The 17692-nt window shown below is 65.8% G+C and carries 18 protein-coding genes; 9 read left to right on the top strand and 9 right to left on the bottom strand.

From position 1 onward, the window contains the following. From GXW71_RS24765 to GXW71_RS24755, 3 genes are read left to right on the top strand one after another with little or no spacing between them, the layout of a single operon-like run. The gene (locus GXW71_RS24765) at positions 1 to 900 is read left to right on the top strand and encodes a transporter substrate-binding domain-containing protein (protein ID WP_211855373.1); all 900 of its coding nucleotides are present in this window, start codon (positions 1 to 3) and stop codon (positions 898 to 900) included. A gap of 10 nt (positions 901 to 910) precedes the next feature. After that, positions 911 to 1555 carry an amino acid ABC transporter permease gene (locus GXW71_RS24760; RefSeq protein WP_211855372.1) on the top strand — a complete coding sequence of 215 codons (645 nt, stop codon included), beginning with the start codon at positions 911 to 913 and terminating at the stop codon, positions 1553 to 1555. Between the two features lies 1 nt (position 1556). Beyond that, positions 1557 to 2207 (top strand): amino acid ABC transporter permease, encoded by a 651-nt coding sequence (locus GXW71_RS24755; RefSeq protein ID WP_211855371.1) that lies wholly within the window; start codon positions 1557 to 1559, stop codon positions 2205 to 2207. Positions 2208 to 2220: 13 nt separating this feature from the next. Here GXW71_RS24755 and GXW71_RS24750 read toward each other — a convergent pair whose 3' ends face one another. The 3 genes from GXW71_RS24750 to GXW71_RS35600 form a co-directional block, all read right to left on the bottom strand. Further along, positions 2221 to 3510, bottom strand: coding sequence for an NtaA/DmoA family FMN-dependent monooxygenase (locus GXW71_RS24750; protein WP_211855370.1), 1290 nt, complete (start codon positions 3508 to 3510; stop codon positions 2221 to 2223). 13 nt (positions 3511 to 3523) lie between these two features. Then, positions 3524 to 4651, bottom strand: coding sequence for an NAD(P)/FAD-dependent oxidoreductase (locus GXW71_RS24745; RefSeq protein ID WP_211855369.1), 1128 nt, complete (start codon positions 4649 to 4651; stop codon positions 3524 to 3526). A 462-nt stretch (positions 4652 to 5113) separates the two neighbouring features. Beyond that, positions 5114 to 5320: a DUF736 domain-containing protein gene (locus GXW71_RS35600; protein ID WP_408902006.1), complete on the bottom strand. Its 207-nt coding sequence runs from the start codon at positions 5318 to 5320 to the stop codon at positions 5114 to 5116. A gap of 105 nt (positions 5321 to 5425) precedes the next feature. Between GXW71_RS35600 and GXW71_RS24735 the strand changes: the two genes are divergently transcribed. Next, on the top strand, positions 5426 to 6046 hold the full coding sequence (locus GXW71_RS24735) for a hypothetical protein (protein ID WP_211855368.1): 621 nt from the start codon (positions 5426 to 5428) through the stop codon (positions 6044 to 6046). Between the two features lie 218 nt (positions 6047 to 6264). On the opposite strand, the gene GXW71_RS24730 is transcribed toward GXW71_RS24735, so the two are convergent. The 5 genes from GXW71_RS24730 to GXW71_RS24710 form a co-directional block, all read right to left on the bottom strand. Beyond that, on the bottom strand, positions 6265 to 7803 hold the full coding sequence (locus tag GXW71_RS24730; RefSeq protein WP_246526862.1) for a methyl-accepting chemotaxis protein: 1539 nt from the start codon (positions 7801 to 7803) through the stop codon (positions 6265 to 6267). Positions 7804 to 8551: 748 nt separating this feature from the next. Next, the gene (locus GXW71_RS24725; RefSeq protein WP_211855367.1) at positions 8552 to 8935 is read right to left on the bottom strand and encodes an ABC transporter permease; all 384 of its coding nucleotides are present in this window, start codon (positions 8933 to 8935) and stop codon (positions 8552 to 8554) included. A 987-nt stretch (positions 8936 to 9922) separates the two neighbouring features. Beyond that, the gene (locus GXW71_RS24720) at positions 9923 to 10192 is read right to left on the bottom strand and encodes a hypothetical protein (RefSeq protein ID WP_211855366.1); all 270 of its coding nucleotides are present in this window, start codon (positions 10190 to 10192) and stop codon (positions 9923 to 9925) included. A 378-nt stretch (positions 10193 to 10570) separates the two neighbouring features. Then, positions 10571 to 11119: a hypothetical protein gene (locus GXW71_RS24715; protein ID WP_211855365.1), complete on the bottom strand. Its 549-nt coding sequence runs from the start codon at positions 11117 to 11119 to the stop codon at positions 10571 to 10573. A gap of 175 nt (positions 11120 to 11294) precedes the next feature. Continuing rightward, positions 11295 to 12104, bottom strand: a complete 810-nt coding sequence (locus tag GXW71_RS24710; protein ID WP_211855364.1) for a hypothetical protein — start codon at positions 12102 to 12104, stop codon at positions 11295 to 11297. A gap of 173 nt (positions 12105 to 12277) precedes the next feature. Here GXW71_RS24710 and GXW71_RS24705 point away from each other — a divergent pair, with 173 nt between their 5' ends. Further along, a complete protein-coding gene (locus GXW71_RS24705; RefSeq protein ID WP_211855363.1) occupies positions 12278 to 12427 on the top strand; it encodes a hypothetical protein in 150 nt (49 codons plus the stop codon). 268 nt (positions 12428 to 12695) lie between these two features. On the opposite strand, the gene GXW71_RS24700 is transcribed toward GXW71_RS24705, so the two are convergent. After that, a complete protein-coding gene (locus GXW71_RS24700) occupies positions 12696 to 13604 on the bottom strand; it encodes a LysR family transcriptional regulator (RefSeq protein ID WP_211855362.1) in 909 nt (302 codons plus the stop codon). 55 nt (positions 13605 to 13659) lie between these two features. Here GXW71_RS24700 and GXW71_RS24695 point away from each other — a divergent pair, with 55 nt between their 5' ends. From GXW71_RS24695 to GXW71_RS24680, 4 genes are read left to right on the top strand one after another with little or no spacing between them, the layout of a single operon-like run. After that, positions 13660 to 14787: a tripartite tricarboxylate transporter substrate binding protein gene (locus GXW71_RS24695; protein WP_211855361.1), complete on the top strand. Its 1128-nt coding sequence runs from the start codon at positions 13660 to 13662 to the stop codon at positions 14785 to 14787. A gap of 41 nt (positions 14788 to 14828) precedes the next feature. Next, entirely contained in the window at positions 14829 to 15620 is a 792-nt protein-coding gene (locus GXW71_RS24690) for a creatininase family protein (RefSeq protein WP_211855360.1), read from the top strand. Beyond that, entirely contained in the window at positions 15617 to 16390 is a 774-nt protein-coding gene (locus GXW71_RS24685; RefSeq protein ID WP_211855359.1) for a maleate cis-trans isomerase family protein, read from the top strand. Before GXW71_RS24690 ends, GXW71_RS24685 begins: the two co-directional genes overlap by 4 nt. Further along, positions 16387 to 17679 carry an amidase gene (locus GXW71_RS24680; protein ID WP_211855358.1) on the top strand — a complete coding sequence of 431 codons (1293 nt, stop codon included), beginning with the start codon at positions 16387 to 16389 and terminating at the stop codon, positions 17677 to 17679. Before GXW71_RS24685 ends, GXW71_RS24680 begins: the two co-directional genes overlap by 4 nt. The last annotated feature ends 13 nt before the right edge of the window (positions 17680 to 17692 follow it).

The following is a 17692-nucleotide window of genomic DNA, read 5'->3' as shown; positions in this document are numbered from 1 at the left end:
ATGACGTCGCAGCCTGCCCGTACCCTCATGGCGGCTCCCCTGTCGCGGCGCGCGCTTGGCATGTCGCTTTCTGCGGCGGCGATCCTCTCCACGCGCCCCGCGCGCGCTGATGCCACCTGGGACCGCATCCGCTCCAGCAAGAGCGTGACGGTCGGCTTCGTGAACAACCGCCCCTGGTCCTTCCGCGACCAAGGCGGCAACCATGCCGGCATCGAACCCGACATCATGCGCGCCGTCTTCGCGCGCCATGGCGTGGCCACGATCGAGACGGCGCCGGTCGAGTTCAACGGCATCATCCCCGGTTTGCAGGCCCGCCGCTTCGACATGAGCAATGGCGGCCTCTACATCACCCCGCAGCGCTGCCGGCTGGTCGCCTTCAGCAGCCCCTATCTGCGCGTCTCCGACGGCATCCTCGTGCGCGAGGGCAACCCGCTCAACATCCGCAGCTACCGCGACTTCGTGGACAACCCCAACCTGCGCCTGGGCACCGTGCGCGGCAGCATCAACGCCCAGAACGCCGAGCTCGCGGGCGTGCCCGCCGGGCGGCAACTGCTGCTGCCGGATTCGCAAGGCGTGATCAGCGCGCTGATGGCCGGCCGCCTCGATGCCGGCTCCTTCTCGCTCGGCCTGGCGCTCGCCATGCTGCAGGATTCGAACATCCGCGGCCTGCAGCGCGCGGTGCCCTTCACTGGCTACATCATGCCCAATGGCGAGGAGAAGCTGGGCTTTGCGGCCTTCGCCTTTCGCCGCCCGGACACCGAGCTGAAGCGCGTCTTCGACGAGGGCATCGCGGCGCTGACCGCGGACGGCACGCTCGCCACCATCCTCGGCCGCTATGGCTTCTCCGAGAGCGACGTGCCGCGGGACATCTCCACCGAGCGGCTCTGCACAGAAGGCTGACCCACCGGCAATGAGCTTCACCGCGATCCTGCTCTGGCTGCTGCAGGGAATCAGCGTCACCATGGCGGTGACGGCGCTGTCGGCGCTGGTGGTCTTCCCCTTCGCGCTGGTCTTCGGCGTGCTGGAATACCGGCTGCGCGGCTTTCCGCGCCTGCTGCTGACCATCTTCATCGATTTCTGGCGCAGCTCCTCCGTCATCATCCTGCTGTTCTTCTTCTTCTACGTGGGCCCGGCCTTCGACATCTTCCTAAGCGCCTATGCGGTGGGCGCGCTGGTGATCGGCTGCAACATCGGCGCCTATGGTTCCCAGGCGCTGCGGGCGGCGCTGGAATCCATCGGCCCGGGCCAGCGGGAGGCCGGCAGCGCCCTGGGCCTCTCGCGGAACCGCGTCCTCTTCTTGATCGAGTTGCCCCAGGCGCTGCGCAAGGTCATCCCGATCGCCGGCAACGAGATCATCGAGATCGTAAAGACCTCCGCCAACGTCTCGCTGATTGGCCTCGCCGACGTGACCTTCAAGGCGAAGGAGGTCATGCAGGCGACGCACCAGCCGGCCGAGATCTACTCGGCGCTGCTTGGCGTCTACATCGCCATCTGCCTGCCCATGGCGCTCGCCATCCACGCCCTGGTGCGCCGGGGCCAGAGGCAGCGGGCCTGAGATGGGCTTCGATTTCGAGTATTTCTGGTCGCTCTGGCCCGCCATTTTGGAAGGCTCGCTGATGACGCTGGGGGCGGCTGCGGCGGGCTCGGTCGGCGCCATCCTCGTGGGCATGGCGCTGGCGCTCGGGCGCCGGAGCGGAACGGTGGGTCGGATCCTCTGTGCTGGCTTCACCGAGGCGATCCGGCTGAGCCCTTTCCTGGTCCAGCTCTACTTCCTCTACTATGTGCTGCCGGTCTGGGGGCTGACAATGTCCGCGCTCACCGTGGGCATCCTCACCCTCTCCCTGCATTTCGGCGCCTTCCTGGGCGAGGTGTTCGGCGCGGGGATCGACGCCGTGCCGCGCGGGCAGGTGGAGGCGGCGCGCGCGCTCGGCCTGCGGGGGCGACAGATCAGCTTTCTCATCGTGCTGCCGCAGATGCTGCGCTTCGTCGCGGCACCGACTGCGAACTACATGATATCGCTGCTGAAGACGACGCCGTATCTCGCCGTGGTCGGCGTGCCAGAGATGCTGGGCGTAGCCTTCGACAAGGCCTCGGACAGCTTCCGCTATGTCGAGCCGCTGACGGCGGCAGGCCTGCTGTTCCTGGTCTACAGCATCATCATCGGCCGCGGTGCCCGCTATGTGGAGCGAAACATCCGCCCGCTCTGACGCGCCGCTCCCGTTATCTCCGCAGATTCTCCCGCAGCGTGGCGGCGGCGTATTCCTTCTGCATGAGCCCACGCTTCTGCAGCACCGGCACGACCATGCGGCAGAAATCCTCGAACATGCCGGGGCTGGTGGTGGGCCAGAGCACGAAGCCGTCGCAGGCGCGGTCCCGGAACCAGTCCTCCATCTGGTCGGCGATGCTGTCCGGCGTGCCGACCATCAGGCTGCGCGGTTTCTTCGCGGCCTCCTGGAGGCTGACGCCTTCGCGCTTCGCCTTCAGCACAACGCGATCGAGTGAGCCCTGGATGCCGCGCGCGGAAGAGGTGTCGTCATCCGGCAGCGGCTTGCTGAGGTCGAGGCCGACGGTGTTGGAGATCGAGGCCTGCTGCAACTCCGGGTTCAGCAGGCTGTGCAGGTAGTCCAGCTTTTCCTTCGCGATGCTCTCGGTCTCGCCCACCACCACGCCGAGGGAGGGCAGGATGGCGCAGTTCTCCGGGTCGCGTCCCGCCTTGGCGACGCGCTGCTTGATGTCGGCGTAGTAGGCCTGGGAATTGTCCTTGAAGGCGGGGGTGCTGAAGATCAGCTCCGCCCAGCGCGCGGCGAATTCGCGACCGCGCGGCGAGGAGCCGGCCTGCATGAACACCGGATGGTCCTGCGGGCTGCGCGGCACCCCGAGCGGGCCCTTGGTGCTGACATACTTCCCCTTGTAGTCGGCGTAGCGGACCTTGCTGGTATTGACGAACTGGCCGGATGCCTTGTCCATCACCATCGCGTCGGCATCCCAGCCGTGCCAGAGGGCCAGGCAGGCCTCCACCACCTCGTCGGCCTGGTCATAGCGCTCCTCCTTCGGCGGCAGGCGCTCGCTGCCGAAGTTGCGCGCCTCGAAATCCGTGGCGGAGGTGACGATGTTCCAGCACATGCGGCCGCCGCTGAGCAGATCCATCGAGCCCAGAATTCGGGCCAGGTGATAGGGTTGGTAGAAGGTGGTCGACAGGGTGGTGCCGAGGCCGAGATGCTTGGTCACCCGCATCATGAAGGGCAGCACCGCGAGCGGCTCCAGGTAACTGATCTGGCCGCCGAGCCCGAGATAGGTGTCGAAGGCGCCCTTGTGGATGTCCGGCACGCCCACCGTGTCGGCGAAGAAGGCCGCGTCGAAGCGGGCGGCCTCCAGCAGCCGCGCCACGTCCTCGTACCTCTCCGGGTTGAAGATGTCGTCAAGCCTGGCGGCCGGGTGGCGCCATCCGCCGCCGTGATTGGCGGTCGGGCCTGTCTTTAGGTAGGCGACGAGGCGCATGCGGCGGGACATGGGGCGTTTCCTCTCAGGCGGCCTTGCGGGGCGAGAAATCCTCGGCGCGGAGCCAGCGGCTCAGCCGGTCGGCATCGCCGTCAAGCACCGCATCGGCGACGCGCCGGCCCACGGCGGCGCCAAACTTGTAGCCATGGCCCGAGCAGGGCGAGACGATCAGCGCCTTGCCAGCCGGCTGGCTCAGGAAGCGCAGGTCCTCGGTGAAGGTATAGGCGCAGGTGATCGTGCGCAGGATCGCATAGTCCTTCACGCGGGCGAGCGGCGGCGCGAAGAGGTTGCGCATGGTCTCGCCCTCCTCTGGCAGCGCCTCGCGATCGGCGTCTGCATCGCCGTTGCGCGCCAGCCGCCGCAGCGAGCCCGCGGCGAATTTCAGCTCGGTGCCGCCGGCCGGCGGCAGGATGTAGCCGGAAAGGATGCCGCCGATGGACTGTACCGCCGGCGCCACGTCCCAGGCCGCACGGAGATCCTCGGGTGGCGCGACATAGACGGCGATAGTGCGGCAGACGGTGAGGCGGTCCGCCAACTCGGGGAAGAGCTGAAGCACCCAGGCGCCGGCGGTGACCACCGTCTTGTCGAAGGCCAGCGCTTCGCCGCCCGCCAGTGTCACGGTGCCGGCCGTGCCATCCACCGCCGCGACGCGCGTGTTCGGGCGCAGCGTGGCGCCATGGCGTTCGAGCCAGGCGGCGAGGCCGGCGCCGATCTTCTGGCAGAGCAGGGGACCGCCGTCGGGGCTGTGATAGGCCTCGCGGAAGGTGCCGGCGTCGAGGAAGGGGTAGCGTTCCGCCGCTTCTTCCGGCCGCAGCGTCGTGAAGGGATGGCCGTGCCGCCGCATGCTGCCGACAAATGCGAGGCCCAGGTCGTTCGGATACTGGTTGATCGCGATGACGCCGCGGTTCGCGAGATGCGACTCGCCCAGATCCTCCCAAAGCTCGTCCCAGGCCGCGAAGGCCTCGTTGATCAGTGTCGCGTAGCCGTCCATGCCCCCATAGGCGCGGCGGATCAGCCGGTGCTGGTCGCCCGAGGCGGAGAGCGGGTTGGGGATGCTCCCCTGCTCGAAGAGCGTGACCTCGACGCCCTGCTTCACCAGCGACCAGGCGGTGGAAAGGCCGGCAATGCCGGCGCCGATGACAGCGACCTTCATCAGACGACGCCTTGCAGCAGGGAGCGGAGTGAACGGCTCCATATTATATTGAACATCGCGGTTGACCAGCCCCCCCTTCAGGACGCGTAGGTCTTATCTTGATGGGCACACGGCTTGGATGTCGTGACAGCAGGTGCTTGAGAAGGGCTCCTTGTCTCCTTCGATTTAGGCCCCGCTATCAGGCTTAACGAATGTCCGCTTCTGCAACGGCTTGCGACGACAGCTTTGGCGCGAAGCGGACACTCCCTGGTCGGTGACTGACCTCCGCACGCGTGCGCCAGCGCCATCGAGGAGGTTCGGCGGTGCCCCTGCCTAGTAGCGAGGGCACCCTCGGTCACTTAGTCCCTGCTGCGGGAGCCGTTCGGCCGGGACCAGATCAACTCGTGCTCGCCATTCTCCATCTCAAGGAGGTTTGCGAGGATCGGCGCCGGCAGGGTGGGAATCGCTGAGCTTGACCGAGAGCTAATCGCGGCCGTCGTTCGCGGTCGTCTTCCAGGCCGCCCCGATCTCGGCGCGGCCGGCGAGGATGCGGAAGTCGGGGGCCTTCTCGCTGGACTTCTCTGCCGGCCGGACCTGGACCTTTGCGTCGAGGGCGAGGGTCGAGACCGTGCCGGTGTAGCCGCCGTGGTCTTGGTGAAGGTGCCGATGGTCGCGTTGACAGTCATTTATCTGTTTATTGGGCGAGCTTGATGATGGTCGCCGGGCTGTTCTCGCCTCCGCTGCGGGCGCCGTGCGTGCAGTCCGTCTATACTTGTACCGCAGATGGGGAGAGTATTGGTGCGCAGGCTTTCGTGGATGGCGACGCTCTGTGTCCTGCTAACGGCCGGCGCGGAAGCGCAGCCCACCGCGGCGCCGCCGCCGCCCGCCACCGGCCTCGCCCTGGGCAATGCCTTTCATCAAGGCGCGACCCTCGTTGCCGCCGCTGAGGGCTTCATCTGGACTGAGCGCTACGCCGCTGACGGCACGCTGCGCGGCCGCTATCGCGGCCAAAGCTATGTCGGCCGCTGGACCAACGAGAACGGTGAGCTCTGCACGCAGCCGGATGGCGGGGCCAAGACGTGCCACTGGGTCTATGGCGACGTGATGGGGACCTGGCGTGACAACCTCTATCTCACGCTCGTTGCCTCGCGACCTGCGACAGGGACACCGGCCATGACAGTGTTCTATCGGCTGGCGGAGCCCGGCCATCATGGCTCCGCCACTCATTCAATCAGCGGCACGGTCACAGAGCTGCTGGTGGATGGCCTACGGTTTCATCCTGATCGCGCGCCGCCGCTGAGCGAAATCTATGTCTTCGCCGAACGCCGCCCCGGGCTGCATGTCGGCATGCGAGCGACCATTCACGGCACGACGGACAACGTCACCTTTCGCGCGACCCGCGTGACGGCGCCCTGAAGAGCCTTGCCGATGGCGATCGCCCCGGAAGACACGCAGGCAGCGCAGCAGGCGATCGAATCGATCCTCACAGATGTCTTGGCGCGGACCGATTAGCGCCCCCCGTCCGCGCTCCAGTACTCGGAGAATTCTCTGCCGTCCCTTTGCATTCGTTGACTAGAGGCGGGTTGGTCGGTGAGCCGCTGCGGCTGGTACGTCCATGCGACCGGCAGGCTTCGTCACATCGCACGGACGCTCTTCAGGAAGCCGTCGACGCGCTGCTCGAGCCCATCGGCCTGCTGCGACAGCGACTGCGCGGTGTTTAGGACCGCGGCCGAGGACCGGCCCGTCGCTTCGGCGGCACTCGTGACAGAGCTTATGTTGGACGACACCTCTCGCGTCGCTGCCGACTGCTCCTCGACGGCACCTGCGATCGACACGCTGATCTCGCTGATCTGGCTCACAATCTTCACGATCTCATCGATGGCGTGCGCCGTTGACTGGCTGACCTGTTGAATGCCGTTGATCTGCTTCCCGATCTCCTCAGTCGCGCTCGCGGTCTGGGTCGCGAGCGTCTTCACTTCGGACGCGACCACCGCGAAGCCCTTGCCCGCTTCGCCTGCGCGCGCGGCCTCAATGGTGGCATTGAGGGCGAGCAGGTTGGTCTGGCTGGCGATGTCCGTGATCATCTGCGTCACGTCGCCGATCTTGACCGCGGCGCTCACCAGCTCGCCCACCATCCGCTCCGACGTCCGTGCTTGACCGACCGCGTTGCGGATGACCTCAGTCGCGACCGCGAGTTGGCGTGAGATCTCGTTCACCGAGGCCGCCAGTTCCTCCGCCGCAGCCGAGACGGTGTTGGACTGCTGGTTCGTCTGCTCGGCCGAGGCGGCGAGTGTCTGGGCGGTGCCTTGCATGTCCTCCGCGGAGGTGGCGACCGCATTCACCAGGGTCTTCACCCCGGTCTCGAACTCATGCGCCAGCGCCGCGTTCTCCGCCTTGCGCGGCGAGAGGTCGGTCGCGATCTTGACGACCTTCCACGGGCGGCCATTCAGGTCCATCACCGGATTGTAGGACGCCTCGATCCAGACTTCCTTGCCGCTCTTGCCGATCCGCCGGTACTGCGCGGCCCGGTATTCGCCGTTGTTCAGGTCGGCCCAGAACTGCCGGTATTCCGCGCTGTCGGCGAAAGCGCGATCGACGAAGAGGCGGTGATGCTTCCCCCGGATCTCCTCGAGCGTATAGCCGAGGAGACGAAGGAAGTTGTCGTTGGCCGTGATGACCGTGCCGTCGAGATTGAACTCGATCATCCCCTGCGAGCGGTTTATGGCATCGGTCTTTCCGAGCAGGTCGGCGAAAATCGCCTTCTGCGCGGAGACGTCGGTGGCGAATTTGACGACCTTGTAGGGACTCCCGCGGCGATCCAAGATCGGGTTGTAGGACGCCTCGATCCAGACTTCCTTGCCGCCCTTGCCGATCCGCTTGTACTGCGCGGCCCGATATTCGCCTTTGTTCAGATCGGCCCAGAACTGACGGTATTCGGCGCTGTCGCGGAAGTCGGGGGCCACGAATATACCGTGATGCTTCCCCTGGATTTCGGACAGCGTGTACCCCATGGCCTTCAGGAAGTTGCCATTGGCGGTCAGGATCGTGCCATCCATGGCGAATTCGATAATCGCCTGCGACTTATGAAGCGCGGCCACCGTCGCAGCCGCGGTGCGTACACCAGAAAGTCCAAGCATCCCCGCCTCCGCTCGCACGCGCCAGCGCGCGGCCATGTTCCGTGGTATCGGCACGACAACGGAATATGGTGGAGTGCCTTAAGGAGAGCTGAAGGCAATCGTATACGCCAAGATTAATCGGCAAAGAGCACCGCTGCGCTCGAGGGGATATGGCCAAACCTCGCCGATCCTGGGGAACCGCGGCGAAAGCCCTCACCCGTGACCGTGTTTCAGCAAGAGCCCACGATCGTCTGAGCTAATGTCGATACCGGGCGCGCAGGTGGCTCGCCGGCCCTCGGCGGATATCTTCCCTTCTGTCCAGCGGCGCATCCTGGGGCAGCTATCGCCATGATCTCGGCGACGAGACCGATCGCTGCCCGTCGCGCTGCAACGGGGCGCGGATCGCTGGACACAGGTGGAATCTATTGCAGAAAGCTCCGACCGCAGGGGCTCGCCAATTGTCGAAGCTGTTCTCGATCCACGGCCCCAACCTCCGCGACCGGCCGGACCTGTTTGGGTGCCAGCCTGCGCTACCGCATCATCGCTGGCGGGCTGATTCGGGCCGAGGACTATGTGCAGGCGATGCGCATATGGGTGGGACTTGCGTCGCGTATGCAGGCGGTGCTGCGCGAGGTCGATCTCATCATGCTGCCCACCGGGAGCCGGCGAAGACCTTGCAGCCGGTACCGCCGGAGATCCTCTTCAGGCGACAGCGCTCCGTGCCGGGGATGCCTATGAGCGTGCGGCGCCATGGCGGGGGCGGTGCCCGGCGCCGATGGCGGCCGCCTGACGCGCGGCAGCACCATCAGGCGTCCGTTCGCACCCTCCGATGCGGCAGCAGGGTCCGCAGCATTGGCAAGGTCATTGCGACCAGCAGCACCCCGAGCTGCACCACGCCGACCACCGCCGTCTTCGGGCTGATCTCCAGCCGGATATCCTCCCACATGCGGATCGCCAGCGTGGTGCCGCGCGGCGAGCTCAGGAACAGGGCGATGATCAGGTCGTCGAAGCCGCTGAGGAAGGCGAAGAGGAAGGCGGTCACGAAGGACGCGGCGAGCAGCGGCAGCGTCACGGTGCGGAAGACGGTCAGCGGCGCCGCGCCGAGATTGGCGGCCGCGCGCTCCAGGTCGCGGCGCCGGCGGAACAGATCAAAAGCCGACCTCGGCGCCAGGTAGCGCGAGCAGTGCACGACAAATCTCGAAGGTAAGGCGCTGGATGTCGCTCGGACGCGACGCGGCGCACAAGTACGAGGATGCTTGACAGGCCCGCCGAACCTCTTGGTGGAGGCACTGGCGAAGATCGCGTCGCCGCTTAAATCCGATTGATCCCGACGCGCCTGTTAGCGCCAGAGCGCGGGTTCGAAGCATCCACGAGTTCGCGGTCACTGCTCCCCTTCAACTCGATGACGCTCGCGGGAACACCCAACCTGGCAAGTTCGCGCGCTACCCGGGCGGCTCGCAGGAACGCCAAGTTGTTTCCATCACGCTCCCCCCCGGAGCGCCCGACGATCTCGACGCGCCAAGCTCGGGCGGGGAACGGCTCTGCGCGCTCCGCAGTCGCAGGAGCGAGGCGGCCCGCCAGGCTGTCCTGCCAGTAGCTTGCGAATTCAGCCAAGGTCTCGGAGCAGCCCGGCGGCAGGTCCGCGCTGTCCAACTCGAAGTCGAAGCATATGAACACCCGGATGTCGGCCACTGCTCGCCGGTCATGTGAGCCGGCTGTCCACAATGCCGCGGCTAATGCGCAGCCCCGTACGATCGACCGAAGCGTCATTCCAACAGTCCTCGCTGTAATCTGTCCGATCCGGCGCATTGAAGACTGACTCTTACGAACCCGCAAGGAGCCATCCGGCGCGGCGCCAGCGTCTCGACTTGGCGATCGCCTTGTCCCGCTCCTCCGTTAGGCCCAGACCCTGCGCGGCCGGGTCGACGGCTTCCTCGGTGGTATCCGCGCCGCCTGACGCGTCGCCCGAGAGAAAAACCCCATAAGGATGAGCCGCTCCCGACCCATCTTCTTGTAAAAATGGTCGGCCGCTGCCGCTGCCGCGGCCGCGGCCGGCGCGCAGCATGAACTGCCAGCCTCAGCCCCGTTGAGCCCGTCGCGGGAAAGCGATGCAGTGGCGCTCTGGTCAGCCGACTGACGCTGCAGGACAGCCGTGCGTCGAGTCCGTCGTTCGACGTCAGCCCTTCTGTACCCATTCCCGGGCGAGTGTTCGAGCGCGTGGTAGGGCATCGACGCGCAAGCCCTCGCGGCAAGCCGGGTACTGCGCTTCCCACTCCGTACAGCGCCAGAGCAGGCCTGGTGGCGTAGCCCGTCCCTCCGTCTCGACCTCCCGGACATGCGGGGAGAAGGCGTCTTCCACGATCTCCGGCAAGCCGAAGACGAGACCCTGCGCGACCGCCCAATCGCGGGTATCCAACGCCAGCCGCTCGAAGCTCGTGCGGTGCACACCCCGGCGGGATCGATGCTGAGCGTCACGTCGATCTGGCGGGCCAGTATGGCCGCATAAGTCCACGGCGCCCTTCAACTGCCTCCGAGCATGATTAGGGCGCGGAGCATGGACGCGAGCCGTCTGGGCGGTGCCGGCTGGGCGCCCGGCGGCGGCCGCGTCAGTCCCCCCGCACCACCTTCAGCTTCTCGCGGGTGGCCTTGGGGGCCGGGATGATTTCATCTGTGCACGCAGAGTCTTCCGACGGGCACGGAGGCGGTGCACCTCGCGCGCCTCCGCTTCCATCATCGTCGATGCACCTGCGGATAGCGTTCTCATGAAGCAGACGCGATTGCTTGAAGCGCGTGGAGTCTCCTCCCTAATCACTTATTGCCTCCGCTAGTGCGGGGCGGAGGCCGCGGTAGCGATCCAACCCGGCAGGACGGCTGGGCATGCACCAGAGTGTGCGATTAGCGCCATCCGTTCACCACTGGCGCCGGCCATGCGGACCACGTCGAACTGATGGCTGTCGAGCCAGCCATAGCTTCGTAGCGGGGACCAGACTTCCTCCGGCACCACATCCAGAACTTCCACGATCCCATTGGAAAGGTCGGAGATTTCGCATTTTCCTGCCATATAAAATAGAGAATTTATCTGCTGATAAACATCGGCGATCATGCTCTTTTCCTTAATTGTTTGAGACGCGCGACGAGTGAATAATATTGACGGTAACACGGTCATTTCAAATATGCCGGAATACTTCCTCAATTTATTGAGAATGAAAGCGGCCGAGGCATTGCCCAGGCCGGGCGCAGTGTCCCCAGCTCGACTGGCCGGCAAACCATCGGTCAGCCGCACGGCTGCACGCTGATCCTGGGTGGTCTTCGCTGAGGTGCCCAGCGCGGCGCCGCCGCCAATGCCAGGCTGCACGTGATCGGCGCGGAGCAAGAGTCCCCGGACTCGCGGGGGGCAGGATGGCTGTTGGCCAATCTCACCGCTATGGGCCTACGCCCAACTCTCGATCTGGCTCCATTTGCCGGGCCGCAACTGACTTCATTTATTGGCATGGGGCTGGCGGCGTGTGGTGTGGCAACCGCCACTCACATCGCCCAACGGAGTTGAGCTATCGACCGCCCACAGCGTCGGGCTGCGGGCTTTTGGTCTGCACCCAGCGAAATCCCTCATGCTTGGTGATCGCAGCGATCTCGACCGCGCCGCCCACTGACTTGGGCAGGAACACCGCGAACTGGATGAAGCCGATCGTCGTCTCGACCAGGAACCGTGCGAGGTTGATGGCGTCCTGGATCGGCATCGCCGGCACGGCGAGGGTGACATAGAGGTCCTTGACCAGCCTGGCCTGCAGTTCGGCCGCCTTCGCCTCCGACAATCCGGACGCGACGATCACTGCCTGCGCGTCGTTTCCAAGGCCGAGGACCAGGCGATTCAGGGCTTCGTACTGGCCATTCCACAGCACCCCGAAGCCGCTCTCCTCCATGACGCAGCGCGGCGGCGGGCAGGCATGCCGCTTGAGGTCCACCTCCCAGATCTCGGCCAGCGGCCGGCCCGCGGAGTAGCCGCACACGCGCAGCTGAATGCTGGTCTCGGCTTCGTTGATCGCGGCCTTCTCCTCGAACAGGAAGCTGCGGAGCCGCCCGGCGACCTGCTCGATCGTGTAGGCGTTGGGATCCAGTTTCCAGCCGGAATGCGACGCGCTGCGGCCCGCGAAGCGACGGCGGAGGTCCTTCAGCAGGGTCTCGATCGACTCATTGCCGATGCCGCCCGAGCCCGTCGACATCGCCCCGACCGGCAGTCCTTCGCAGATGTTGGTGATCTTGTTGGCGTGCGCGTAGATCTGGCCGCTCGCCATGGAGCCGGCGCTGTCAGCCGCCATGACCACGCCGTCATTGATTTTCACCGAAACGATGACGGTCATTGCCGATCTCCTGTTTCGTCGAGAGGCGCGCCGATGGCCGACAGCCGGTGTCGCACCAGCGGCCTGTCTCCGCCAGCATCGGCATCTCCCTACCCGCTTGCCGCCATTCGCGCTGCTGGTGCGTTCAGCCTAGACCGGACCTCTACATCGCTCAGTCCCGCTTCCATCAGATCATGCAAGAGAATTACCTCGCGGTGTCGATGGATATCGAGCAGCGGTCGTTTGGCCCCGATGAGATCTCGGCCGCAAAGCAGCGTTTCGACGACGGGATCGGTGGTGGTGCGGCAGCGGCCTACCTGGAGCTTCAGGAGGAAGAGGGCTGAGGTAGTGGTGCATAGGCACATCCATTGATGGCTGGCTCTGACGCGGTATTCGTCGGCGCCAACGTCTGGAACCGGAGAGTCCTTTTCGCGACTGATGGGATCGGGCTCCGGCCTGCCATCGGCGCGCACTGGCGAGCAAGGGGCCGGCTCGCCCAGTAAGCATCCAGCGGAGCAGCGTGCTGGCGCCTTCGCTTCCCCACGCCGGCCAAGCGACCGGGCGGGGCCATCTATTCCATACGACCACCGCGTTGAAACTGTCGGCCGTTTCTCATCGCGTAGCGACCGGACCAAGCCGGTGACGTGAAACGACATGTCCGAGTGTCGTCACGAACTCTTCGCAAAGCTGGGGTACGGGCCGGCTCTCCGGGAAGAAGAAGCCATAGGTGAGGGTGATATCGCCTGACATCGGACGATTTGCCAATTGCTTCGGTCCGATCATCAGAGGACTGAAGGGATCAGCCACCGCAATGCCGAGCCCCAATGCGACAAAGCGTGACGCAACGAACGGCGAGGAGGTTTCGAGGCCTGAGCGGTAGGAGATACCTGCCTTGGCGAGCTCGAGTTCCATCTTCGGCCGGATGGAATTCTCCTTCGTCAGCATGATGATGTTCTCACCTTGCAGGTCGCGGATCTCCACTTTTCTCCGTCGCGCCAAGCGATGCGCAGGTGGCAATAGCAGACGTGCGGGGAGGGTGAAGAGCTGCCGGACACTCGGCCCGGGGGCATCGAAAGGAACCGCAGTGAAGCCCATATCGTAGTGGAGGGATTGCGCGGATCGCGCCACGTCCCGACGCTCCACGATCTCGAGGCTGATCCGGATGTTCGGGTACTGGCGCGTGAACGCGGCGATTGCTTCGGGGAAGACAGTATAGCCGGCCTGGGGCGTGCACAGCAGCACCAATGATCCCTCGCGATGGGATGCGATCTCGCGAGCAACACGCGAGAGATCGTCCACGCCGTCGAGGACGCGCTCGACGCGACGATAGAACAGCTCGGCCTGACGGGTTGGGAGGAGCCGCCCCTGTTCCCGCGCAAAAAGTGAAAACCCGACCTCCTGCTCAAGAGTGCTGATCAGCCGGCTCACCGCGGGCTGGGTCAAGCCGATGGCGTCCGCCGCCTTGGTGACGGAACCGGTCCGCATCAGCGCCCGCAACGCACGGAGGTTCTGCAGCTTCATTCAAGAACTCCATGACAGAATGGCATGGAAGTAGAAGATATTATCATTTGTGAGAATGGTCGCGCCGCTCAATCCTGTACCCGGGCCGGCGATCCTCGCAGTCGGCCCGCTTATCGGAAGCAAGAAGACAACGCCGACACGGTTCATCCGCACCATGGCGCCCTGCGCTGAAGGAGCCGCGATGTTGAGCCCGTCCCAGCCTGTTCGCCGCCAAGCGACGCCGATCACCCGGCGCACCGTGGCTGCTCTATTGGCCACACCGTTCCTGTCTCGAGGGTCGCTTGCGGCCGCATGGCCAGAGCGTCCCGTCGAGATCATCGTTCCTTTCACGCCCGGTGGTGGCGTGGACCTGACGGCGCGTATCGCCGCTCGCTTTCTGGACAAGCACGCTGGCGGCAGGGGCTTTGTCGTGTTGAACCGCCCAGGGGCAGGCGGAGAGGTCGGGTGGGGCGCCGTCGCGGATGCGCGTCCGGACGGCCATACCCTGGGCCTTCTGAATGCGCCCAATATCCTCACGCTTCCAATCGAACGCGCATCCCCACGTTTTCGCCTCGATAGCTTCGCGCTCATCGCGAATATTGCGGACGATCCCGTCACCCTGTCGGTTCACGCCTCCAGCCCCATCCGGACCATCGAGGATCTTGTGGCCGCCGCCCGTGCTCGGCCCGGACACCTGACCTATGGCACCGCCGGCATCGGGGCCGTCGGCCACATTGCCATGATGTCGCTGACGCGGGCGACCGGCATCGCCGCGGAGCACATCCCATTCCAGGGTGCCTCCGGCGTCGCGAGCGCGCTTCTCGGGCGGCAGATCGACATCGCGACAACCACCTTCGCCGAATCCCTCGGCTTCGCGCGAGGACAGAGCGACTGGCGCATCCTGGGCGTCATGTCACCGCGCCGCCTGACGGCGATGCCGGACCTGCCGACGCTCGCTGAGGCGGGCATCCAGGTCGAGGTCGGCTCGCAGCGGGGCCTCGGCGCTCCGCGCGCAACCCCGCCCGAGGTGATCGCTGCCATCGAGGCGGCGGTCGACAAGATGGTAGCGGACCCCGATTTCGCCGTTGCCATGGCAGCCTCCTCCCTGCCGATGCGGGTCATGAAGGCGAATGCTTATACCGCGCATCTGACGAATCTGGAGGCCGATCTGCGTTCGCTCTGGGCGACCCATCCCTGGCGGTAGCGCCTACCCAGAGCCACCCCGTGCGACATCAAGGAGACACCATGCGCACCGACCGCGTACCCTATGCCGACATCCGCGCCTACCTCGAGATCCACGAGACGGTGATCGTACCGATCGGCGCGACCGAATGCTACGGGCCGCATCTGGCGACAGGCACAGAACTTCGCATCTGCGAGGCTTACGCCACGGAGATTGGTGAGCGCGCCGGCATTGCGGTCGTGCCGGTCGTCCCGTTCAACTACTCCCACATGTTCCTGGACTACCCGGGAACCTGCTCTGTCGAAATGGCCACGCTTGAAGCCTATGTGCTGGACGCCTGCGACGGGCTCGCGGCGCAGGGATTTCGCCGGTTCTTCTTCGTCAATGTGCATAATGGCTCACTTGGCCCCCTGGAGGGCGTGTGTCGGACGCTCCGACGGCGGCATGGCAGCATGGGAGCATTGATCGACGTGTTCTCGGTGATGCGCGACGTGGGAGGCGTGGCCTTCGAGACGAACTCCGCGCCGACCGCCCATGCAGCGGAAATGGTCACCTCCGTCGCGTTGCACCTGTGCCCGGAACTGGTGTTCATGGATCGCGCGAAGCCACCGCTCATCTCACCACCGCCTTCGCCGAAGGTGAAGGCGCTCTCCGGCAACAAGATCGCTTTCGGAGGATCGCACTTCATCAATTTCGCCAACATGGCGGATGACTCCCCCATGGGCCTGCGCGACGATCCGTTGCCCGCTACTGCCGCGAAAGGCGAGCGCATCTGGGAGAACGCCGTTGCTTATGGCGCTGAGGCAGTCGGAATCTATGCCACGATGACTCCGCCGACCGGCGCGCCGGCATGAAGGCCGTCGCGGGCTATGCGCCATACGGCTGGCGCGCGAAGATCGGCCTGATCATCCCCTCTACCAATACCATCAATGAGGTGGAGTTCTGCCGCCTCGCGCCGCGCGGCGTCACCATCCATACGGCGCGCGCCACGTCGACAGGCGAATTCAGCGAAGCCTACTTTCAGCGCCTGCGCGAGGCCGGGATGCACGGCGCCGACGACCTGGCAACGGCAGAGGTCGATGTGATCGCCTATGGCTGCACCTCCGGCTCCATCGTTCAGCCGCTCGATGAGATCGTGAGTGGGATTGGAACACGGGCTGGTGTCCCGGCCATCGCCACTGCCGGTGCGGTGATCGCGGCGTTGCGGGCGCTCGGCATATCCCGTGTCGCCGTTGCGACGCCTTACGTCGACTTCATCAACGAAGCGGAGCGGAAGTTCCTCGCGCTCCACCGCTTCGAGGTGACCTCTTTGCACGGTCTCGGGCTCGGCGGGACGGAGGCTGAGCGCCGCGCCATCGGGCGCGTACCGCCGGAGCACGTCTACCGTATGGCACGCCAAGTGGACCGACCGGAGGCGCAGGCCATCTTCATCTCCTGCACGAACCTAGCCACGCTCGATGTGATCGCGGCCATTGAGACCGACCTTGGCAAGCCGGTTGTCACCAGCAACCAAGCCTGCTTCTGGAACTGCCTGCGATTGGCCGGGATTCCCGACCGTATCGAGGGCTATGGCCGCCTTCTGAGCGAATGCACCAACCCCATTGCCGGATCCCCACACGCATGACGGACGTGACCCTTCTTCCTGCGACCGAGCTGGCGCGCCGCCTGCGGACGGGCGAGACGTCGGCGACCGCGATTATGGAGGCCCATCTCGAGCGAATCCGCATGCGGGAGCCGCAGCTGCGCGCCTTCGTCTATCTGGACGAGAAGGTCGCGCTCGCGGAGGCGCGCGCAGCGGATGCGCGGCGTCGATCTGGTACCGAGCCGGGACCGCTCCATGGGCTTCCTATCGGCGTGAAAGATGTACTCGACGTCGCCGCGATGCCGAGCGGCTACGGCTCGCCCATCTGGGCCGACCATGTGCCCCGCGCTGATGCGGCTTCGGTGGCCATGGCCCGGGCCGCCGGTGCCGTCGTCATCGGCAAGACGGTGACGACGGAGTTTGCCACACGCGAACCGGGTCCGACGGTGAACCCCGCGAACCCGGCGCATACGCCCGGCGGTTCCTCGTCCGGCTCGGCAGCAGGGGTGGCCGCGCATTTTTTCCCGCTGGCCTACGGCACGCAGACGGCTGGCAGCATCCTGCGCCCGGCAGCCTTCTGTGGCGTGGTCGGATACATGCCGACGCATGGCGCGATCCACCGCGCCGGCATGAAGGTAATGAGCGAATCCCTCGACACGATCGGTGCGCTGGCCCGAACAGTTCCCGACTGTGCCCTGATGATCGCCGGGGCGACGGGACGAAGCCTCGGTGACCCGGCCGTGAAGCCAGATCGGGCGCCGCATCTGCTACTCTGCCTCGGCCCCACTGCGGAGCAAGCTGCGCCGGAGACGCTGGCCCTTATGGAGCATGTCGCGGAGCTCGTCGTCCGCGCGGGTGCAAAGGTGACCCGGAGGGAGATGCCCTCGATCGTCACCTCCGCGGCCAAGGCGCACCCGGTGGTCATGAACATGGAGGGCGCGCAGGCCCTTGCCTGGGAACTGACGCAGCATCGCGAGCAGGTCTCCAATGTGCTTCGTGAGAAGCTTGAGACTGCCCGGGCGCTTCCAGCGGATGCGCTTCGCGAAGCCCGAGACACGTTCGTCGCCGCGCGCGCCGCCTTTCCAGGCGTCATCGCGGACTACGATGCCGTGCTGACACCGGCGGCGGTCGGCGAAGCGCCGCGGCGGCTCGACTGGACGGGAGATCCGGCCTTCAACCTGTTGTGGACGGCACTGCACGCACCGTGCGTGAGCGTGCCTGCCGGTTCAGGACCCAACGGGCTTCCCCTTGGTGTGCAGATCGTCGCCGCGCCAGGAAAGGACAGAGAGGCTCTCCAATGGGCCGAATGGGTGCGTCACGCGCTGAGTTAGTCGCACGAAAGCA

Source organism: Plastoroseomonas hellenica, assembly GCF_018129085.1.
GTDB classification, from domain to species: domain Bacteria; phylum Pseudomonadota; class Alphaproteobacteria; order Acetobacterales; family Acetobacteraceae; genus Plastoroseomonas; species Plastoroseomonas hellenica.
The sequence above is the reverse complement of the archived record's forward strand: the minus strand, read 5'-3'. Positions and strand labels throughout refer to the sequence as shown.

Bases quoted from the DNA above. Each gene is read 5' to 3' on its own strand.
- GXW71_RS24765 (WP_211855373.1), top strand. From the start codon at position 1: ATGACGTCGCAGCCTGCCCGTACCCTCATGGCGGCTCCCCTGTCGCGG.
- GXW71_RS24760 (WP_211855372.1), top strand. From the start codon at position 911: ATGAGCTTCACCGCGATCCTGCTCTGGCTGCTGCAGGGAATCAGCGTC.
- GXW71_RS24755 (WP_211855371.1), top strand. From the start codon at position 1,557: ATGGGCTTCGATTTCGAGTATTTCTGGTCGCTCTGGCCCGCCATTTTG.
- GXW71_RS24750 (WP_211855370.1), bottom strand. From the start codon at position 3,510: ATGTCCCGCCGCATGCGCCTCGTCGCCTACCTAAAGACAGGCCCGACC.
- GXW71_RS24745 (WP_211855369.1), bottom strand. From the start codon at position 4,651: ATGAAGGTCGCTGTCATCGGCGCCGGCATTGCCGGCCTTTCCACCGCC.
- GXW71_RS24730 (WP_246526862.1), bottom strand. From the start codon at position 7,803: ATGGCCGCGCGCTGGCGCGTGCGAGCGGAGGCGGGGATGCTTGGACTT.
- GXW71_RS24710 (WP_211855364.1), bottom strand. From the start codon at position 12,104: ATGACCGTCATCGTTTCGGTGAAAATCAATGACGGCGTGGTCATGGCG.
- GXW71_RS24705 (WP_211855363.1), top strand. From the start codon at position 12,278: ATGCAAGAGAATTACCTCGCGGTGTCGATGGATATCGAGCAGCGGTCG.
- GXW71_RS24700 (WP_211855362.1), bottom strand. From the start codon at position 13,604: ATGAAGCTGCAGAACCTCCGTGCGTTGCGGGCGCTGATGCGGACCGGT.
- GXW71_RS24695 (WP_211855361.1), top strand. From the start codon at position 13,660: ATGGTCGCGCCGCTCAATCCTGTACCCGGGCCGGCGATCCTCGCAGTC.
- GXW71_RS24690 (WP_211855360.1), top strand. From the start codon at position 14,829: ATGCGCACCGACCGCGTACCCTATGCCGACATCCGCGCCTACCTCGAG.
- GXW71_RS24685 (WP_211855359.1), top strand. From the start codon at position 15,617: ATGAAGGCCGTCGCGGGCTATGCGCCATACGGCTGGCGCGCGAAGATC.
- GXW71_RS24680 (WP_211855358.1), top strand. From the start codon at position 16,387: ATGACGGACGTGACCCTTCTTCCTGCGACCGAGCTGGCGCGCCGCCTG.